The following is a 6000-nucleotide window of genomic DNA, read 5'->3' as shown; positions in this document are numbered from 1 at the left end:
ACCGGCCGTTACTTGACGCCCGACCCGAGCAAACTGGCGGGTGGGCTTAACGGATATCGCTACACCCTGAACCCGACGGGGTGGGTGGATCCGTTGGGGTTGGTGGATTGTCCGGGGAAGGGTGGGTGCAGGTCGGCGGTTGGGGTTGAAAGCCCGACGACGAAGGTTTTGGTGGGGGAGGGTGAAGCACCCCCACCAAAGCCGGCATATCTTTATCGCGGAGATTTGAGGGGGCCAGAGATAATTTTTAAGGAGGGCTTTGTAAGCTTGGGAAAAAGTACCGATTTGCTACTGCATGCTTTGGATAACAGAAATCCACCAAGTAATTATGTTAGTACGTCAACGAGTGTTGATGTTGGGATTGATTTCGGAACAAAATATGGAACCCGGAAAGGGTATCTCTATGTGTTGAAAAAAATCTATGGGCGTGATGTAAATAAGGAGATTCCAGCAAAGTATTTACCTTTTAGCTATGAGCATGAGATTGCAATTCCTGGTCGAGTAAAGCCGGAGGATATAATTGGTGTTACTCCTCTAAAGAAGGATGGTACTTACGTAGGTTATTCTTTGCCTAACCCTCAGAGGGAATAAAAATGACGGATAGACAAATTATTTCAATAATCAAGGGTGAACATCGGGAGGAGGTGATTCTCGATGTGGATGAGCAAAAGCCAAGTATTGAACTCACCTTTGAAAGTGGCTGGTCGAAAATTTACACTGGGGTAGATGTATATGAGTGTTTTGGGAAGATTATAAAAGAGCATTCAGATTCGAAATTTTTATGTAAGGGGGCCAAACGAAATGTGCGTCCTTCAAGTATGTCGTCGCAGATGACCTCTGGAATAGTGGCTTATGAATGTGTTCTGGGTAAGCCTGCGTCCAGGCTGGATCTCGTGAATATATTTGATTATGATGATCAGGATATAGTTAGTGATCCTCAGCTGCAGAAAGATTATTTTTTTCTCTGGATGGAGTCTTTGAGAGAGCCTAATCAATAGGTATATGCTAGATGAGTTTTTAGTTCGCGGAGCAGTAGTGCAAGTACAGATTGCCTGACACCACTAAAATAATTTTGGACTATGCTGCCTTTGTCCACTCATTTTGGAACCCGCTCCATGCCCAACCTAACCCCATTCCCCATCACCCAAAAATGGCCCGCCCAATACCCGGAGTGGATCCAGCTCTACTCCTTGCCGACCCCCAACGGCGTGAAAGTCTCGATCATGCTGGAGGAAATCGGCCTGCCTTATGAGCCTCACAAAGTGGATTTCGCCAGCAACGATCAGCTGTCCCCGGAGTTCCTCTCCTTGAACCCCAACAACAAGATCCCGGCGATTCTCGACCCTCATGGGCCGGGGGATCAGCCGTTGGCGTTGTTCGAGTCCGGGGCGATTCTGATTTATCTGGCGGACAAGAGCGGACAGTTGCTGGCCCAGGAGTCGGCAGCGCGCTACGAGACGATCCAATGGCTGATGTTTCAGATGGGCGGGATCGGACCGATGTTCGGGCAGTTGGGTTTCTTCAACAAGTTCGCGGGCAAGGACTATGAAGACAAGCGACCTCGTGACCGTTACGTCGAGGAAAGCAAACGTCTGCTCAAGGTGCTTGAGGGTCGTCTTGAAGGCCGGGACTGGATCATGGGTGAGCGCTACACCATCGCCGATATCGCCACGTTTCCATGGGTGCGCAACTTGATCGGTTTTTATGAAGCGGGGGAGTTGGTGGGTATCCAGAATTTCCCGAATGTTACGCGGGTGTTGGAGCGTTTCCTGGCGCGGCCGGCGGTGGCACGCGGGTTGAAAATTCCGGAATGAGTGGACCGATGACGAGCTGTTTCAATTTCAAGCAATTGGATGTGTTCAGTGAAGTGCCGCTCAAGGGTAATCCGCTGGCGGTGGTGCTCGGGGCAGACGAGATCAGTGACGAGCGCATGGCCGCTTTTGCCAACTGGACCAATCTCAGCGAAACCACTTTTCTGCTGGCGCCGCAGCATCCCGAGGCCGATTACCGGGTGCGCATTTTCACCACCTCGACTGAACTGCCGTTTGCCGGCCATCCGACTCTGGGCAGTTGTCATGCCTGGTTGGAGGCTGGAGGCGTGCCGAAAGGGCCGCAGATCGTGCAGGAGTGTGGCGTTGGCCTGGTAAGAATTCGCCGCAGCGATTTCGGCTTGGCTTTTCAGGCGCCGCCCTTGCTCAAGTCCGGCCCGTTAGAGGCTGAAGTGTTGGAGCGGGTGCGCAAGGGGCTGGGGTTGCAGGCCGAGGCGATTGTCGAGGCGCAGTGGGTTGATAATGGTGCCGGCTGGCTGGCCTTGATGCTCAAGAGTCGCCAGCAAGTGTTGGCACTCAAGCCCGATTACCCGCAGTTGCTGGATCTGGCCGTGGGTGTCATCGCACCTTGGCAACCGGCCGTGGATGGCGACGAGGCGCAATTTGAAGTGCGCGGTTTCATTGCCGGCGACGGCATGCCGGAGGATCCTGCCACCGGCAGCCTGAACGCCGGGCTGGCCCAGTGGATGTTGGCCAAGGGACTGGCTCCGTCGCGCTATGTGGTCAGCCAGGGCTTGACCATGGGCCGGGCGGGGCGGATTCATGTTGAGCAGGTGGGCGAGGACGTCTGGATTGGTGGTGCGGTGGTGACCTGCATCAATGGCTCGCTGACCTTGTAAGCCGATTATTGCCCGGCCGGTAAAACTCTGTTTTTCGGCCGACGTTTGTGCCCAAGGACGGTGAGGGCATAAGCTTTGTCCCCTGCGATCGAACAGCCATTTTCCAGGAGTCCCATGTCTAGCCAGTTCCCCGAAGCACGTCCACGTCGCCTGCGTCGCAATGCGAGTCTGCGCAGCCTGTTCCAGGAAACCGAGTTCACCCTGAACGATCTGGTGCTGCCGATTTTCGTCGAAGAAGAAATCGATGACTTTGTGCCGATCAAGAGCATGCCGGGCGTGGCGCGCATTCCTGAATCGAAACTGGCCGGTGAGATCGAGCGCTATGCCCGTGCCGGTATCAAGGCCGTGATGACCTTTGGCGTGTCCCATCACCTGGACAGCGATGGCAGCGACACCTGGAACGAGCGCGGCCTGGTGTCGCGCATGGCCGGGATCTGCAAGGACGCGGTACCGGAAATGATCGTGATGTCCGACACCTGTTTTTGTGAGTACACCGATCACGGCCATTGCGGGGTGCTTCATGGGCATGAGGTGGACAATGACCGGACCTTGCTCAACCTGGGTAAACAGGCCGTGGCGGCAGCCCGTGCCGGGGCCGATGTGATTGCGCCGTCCGCCGCCATGGACGGGCAGGTCCAGGCCATTCGCAAAGCCCTGGACGAAGCCGGTTTCAGCCAGACGGCAATCATGGCCTATTCAACCAAATTCGCGTCTGCGCTCTACGGCCCGTTCCGCGAGGCGGGCGGCAGTGCTTTGAAAGGCGACCGCAAAAGCTACCAGATGAACCCGATGAACCGCCGCGAAGCCCTGCGCGAATCATTGCTCGATGAGCAGGAAGGGGCCGATGCACTGATGGTCAAACCTGCCGGCGCGTACCTGGATATCATCCGCGACATTCGCCAGGCTTCAAACCTGCCCCTGTCGGCCTATCAGGTCAGCGGCGAGTACGCGATGATCAAGTTCGCCGCCCAGGCCGGCGCCATCGACGAAGCCCGCGTAGTGCGAGAAAGTCTTGGCGCGATAAAACGCGCCGGTGCGGACCTGATCTTCACCTATTTTGCGATGGATCTGGCGTTAAGCGGGATTTGAAGTCGAACTGCAGTTTCTGTGGGAGCTGAGCTTGCTCGCGATAGCGGCGGCTCAGCTTGCATCAATGCTGGATGTGCCACCGTCATCGCGAGCAGGCTCGCTCCCACAGTTGATCAATGTCGGGCACAAAATCATCTTCACCGCAGCGCCCTTTGTGGGAGCGAGCCTGCTCGCGAAAGCGGTGGGCCAGCTTGCATCAATGCGGGCTATGCCTCCGACATCGCGGGCACGCCTTGCTCCCACAATGCGTGCTTCGCCGGGAGGATTCTGGTGGCGGTCGAACTCGTGTTGTTCCCGGACTATTTTGTTGCCCAGATGAACGGGACATAGCCCATGTCTGCTTTTGATCGTATGGTTGCTGCGCAATAACAGACTTGATGGAGCAACATGCAACTCAATCGTTTGATGATAAGTCTCACCGCGTTGCTGGCCCTGGCCGGTTGCGGCACCCGCCAGGCGCAGGAGCCTGAGCGTCAACCCGCCGAGGTCAAGGCGCAGATCGTGCGATTGCTGCCGGCCAAGACCGTCGATCGCGAAGGCTGGGCGACGGATATCTACGTGGCTTTTGCCGCTCAGCAAATCTCACCCACGACGCAGAATATCTGTTCTGTCCTGGCGGTGACTGAACAGGAATCGACATTCCAGGCTGATCCGGCGGTGCCGGGGTTGGGCAAGATCGCCCGGCAGGAAATCGACCGTCGGGCGGCAAAGATGCACATTCCAGGTCTGTTGATCAGCGGCGCGCTCCAGGTGCGTTCGCCCAATGGCAAAAGCTACAGTGATCGGCTCAATGCCGCGCGTAGCGAGAAGGAGTTGAGTGCGATTTTCGATGACTTCATTGGCATGGTGCCTTTGGGCAAGACGCTGTTCGGCAGCTTCAATCCCGTGCACACCGGCGGGCCGATGCAGGTCAGCATCGCGTTTGCCCAGGCCAATGCCCGGGATTATCCCTATGCGGTGGAGGGGTCGATTCGTCGGGAGGTGTTCAGTCGTCGCGGCGGGATGTATTTCGGTATTGCGCATCTGCTGGGGTATCCGGTGAGCTACACCGAACCGCTGTATCGTTTCGCCGATTTCAATGCCGGGTGGTACGCCAGTCGTAACGCGGCATTTCAGCATGCGGTGAGTCGTGCCTCAGGCATCCCCCTGGCCCTCGACGGCGATTTGATCTTGCATGATTCCATCATGCCAGGCAGCACCGAGTTGGCGGTGCGCACCTTGGGCAAGTCGCTGGGGATGCGCAACCCGACCATTCGCGACCAGTTGGAGCAGGGCGACAGCTTGGCATTCGAGGACAGCAAACTGTACAAGCGGGTATTCGAATTGGCTGAGAAGGCCGAGGGCAAACAGTTACCCCGGGCGGTGTTGCCGGGAATCGTGCTCAAGAGCCCGAAAATCACGCGCAAGCTGACCACGGCGTGGTTCGCCAAGCGGGTGGATGAGCGTTACCGGCGTTGTATGACCCGGGCTGCGGGGCGCTAGGTAATCAGTGGGCAATGAAAAAGCCCGGCGGATAAGGCCGGGCGTTCATTGTGATGCGTTAGGTTCCAGAGGTGTTTGAAGCATTGTGGCGAGGGGGCTCCTTCGCCACACATTGAGTTGGGTTTCGTCACGCATTTGGATTGAACAACTCATACACGGTTCTGAGTCAGACGATCGGAACCACCTTCAGCGACGCGATTCTGTTGCAGACGATCGGAACCACCTTCGGCAACACGGTTCTGTTGCAGACGATCAGAGCCACCTTCGGCAACGCGGTTCTGTTGCAGACGATCAGAGCCACCTTCGGCAACGCGGTTCTGTTTCAGACGATCGGAACCACCTTCGGCAACGCGATTCTGTTGCAGACGATCAGAACCACCTTCAGCAACGCGGTTCTGGATCAGGCGATCAGAGCCACCTTCGGCAACGCGGTTCTGGATCAGGCGATCGGAGCCGCCTTCGGCAACACGTTTTTCGATCAGTCGATCAGAGCCACCTTCGGCAACGACCGGGTGGGAGGCGGCGGCGAATGCGTTGGCTGCCAGTACCGAGAAAGCGAGGCTGAGGATGATTTGACGTTTCATGATGGTGTGCTCCGGGGATGCAGTGGGTTGGTGTGGAGCTATTGTTGTCCGGGGCGCCAATCAAGAGAACTTCATTGGCCTGATGGTGAATATCGACGGCGGTGATAGCTCGTTGAGTTGCTGCCAGCCGACATCAATGATCGGTCCAGCCTGCATTGCGGGCAGGCTCAAGAGTGT

At 56.7% G+C, this 6000-nt stretch carries 7 protein-coding genes; 6 read left to right on the top strand and 1 reads right to left on the bottom strand.

Annotated features, from left to right (window positions below; all coding sequences use genetic code 11):
• From BM132_RS24630 to BM132_RS24605, 6 genes are all read left to right on the top strand, one after another.
• A partial coding sequence (locus BM132_RS24630; protein ID WP_305728330.1) for a scabin-related ADP-ribosyltransferase occupies nucleotides 1–591 on the top strand: 591 nt, incomplete at its 5' end.
• Nucleotides 592–593: 2 nt separating this feature from the next.
• Nucleotides 594–998, top strand: coding sequence for a hypothetical protein (locus BM132_RS24625; protein WP_092459367.1), 405 nt, complete (start codon nucleotides 594–596; stop codon nucleotides 996–998).
• A 117-nt stretch (nucleotides 999–1115) separates the two neighbouring features.
• Nucleotides 1116–1814, top strand: coding sequence for a glutathione S-transferase family protein (locus BM132_RS24620; protein WP_092459365.1), 699 nt, complete (start codon nucleotides 1116–1118; stop codon nucleotides 1812–1814).
• An 8-nt stretch (nucleotides 1815–1822) separates the two neighbouring features.
• Nucleotides 1823–2668, top strand: coding sequence for a PhzF family phenazine biosynthesis protein (locus BM132_RS24615; RefSeq protein ID WP_092459363.1), 846 nt, complete (start codon nucleotides 1823–1825; stop codon nucleotides 2666–2668).
• A gap of 114 nt (nucleotides 2669–2782) precedes the next feature.
• Nucleotides 2783–3757, top strand: a complete 975-nt coding sequence (gene hemB, locus BM132_RS24610) for a porphobilinogen synthase (protein WP_092402966.1) — start codon at nucleotides 2783–2785, stop codon at nucleotides 3755–3757.
• Between the two features lie 387 nt (nucleotides 3758–4144).
• A complete protein-coding gene (locus BM132_RS24605) occupies nucleotides 4145–5239 on the top strand; it encodes a DUF1615 domain-containing protein (RefSeq protein WP_092459361.1) in 1095 nt (364 codons plus the stop codon).
• Between the two features lie 149 nt (nucleotides 5240–5388).
• On the opposite strand, the gene BM132_RS24600 is transcribed toward BM132_RS24605, so the two are convergent.
• Nucleotides 5389–5823 (bottom strand): phage infection protein, encoded by a 435-nt coding sequence (locus BM132_RS24600; RefSeq protein ID WP_092459359.1) that lies wholly within the window; start codon nucleotides 5821–5823, stop codon nucleotides 5389–5391.
• Nucleotides 5824–6000 lie beyond the last annotated feature (177 nt).

It is taken from the genome of Pseudomonas sp. NFACC45, assembly GCF_900113505.1.
In the GTDB taxonomy this organism is placed as follows: domain Bacteria; phylum Pseudomonadota; class Gammaproteobacteria; order Pseudomonadales; family Pseudomonadaceae; genus Aquipseudomonas; species Aquipseudomonas tehranensis.
The sequence above is the reverse complement of the archived record's forward strand: the minus strand, read 5'-3'. Positions and strand labels throughout refer to the sequence as shown.

What these genes read in the sequence shown, in the direction of transcription:
- BM132_RS24625 (WP_092459367.1), top strand. Translation starts at nt 594, where the DNA reads ATGACGGATAGACAAATTATTTCAATAATCAAGGGTGAACATCGGGAG.
- BM132_RS24620 (WP_092459365.1), top strand. Translation starts at nt 1,116, where the DNA reads ATGCCCAACCTAACCCCATTCCCCATCACCCAAAAATGGCCCGCCCAA.
- BM132_RS24615 (WP_092459363.1), top strand. Translation starts at nt 1,823, where the DNA reads ATGACGAGCTGTTTCAATTTCAAGCAATTGGATGTGTTCAGTGAAGTG.
- hemB (WP_092402966.1), top strand. Translation starts at nt 2,783, where the DNA reads ATGTCTAGCCAGTTCCCCGAAGCACGTCCACGTCGCCTGCGTCGCAAT.
- BM132_RS24605 (WP_092459361.1), top strand. Translation starts at nt 4,145, where the DNA reads ATGCAACTCAATCGTTTGATGATAAGTCTCACCGCGTTGCTGGCCCTG.
- BM132_RS24600 (WP_092459359.1), bottom strand. Translation starts at nt 5,823, where the DNA reads ATGAAACGTCAAATCATCCTCAGCCTCGCTTTCTCGGTACTGGCAGCC.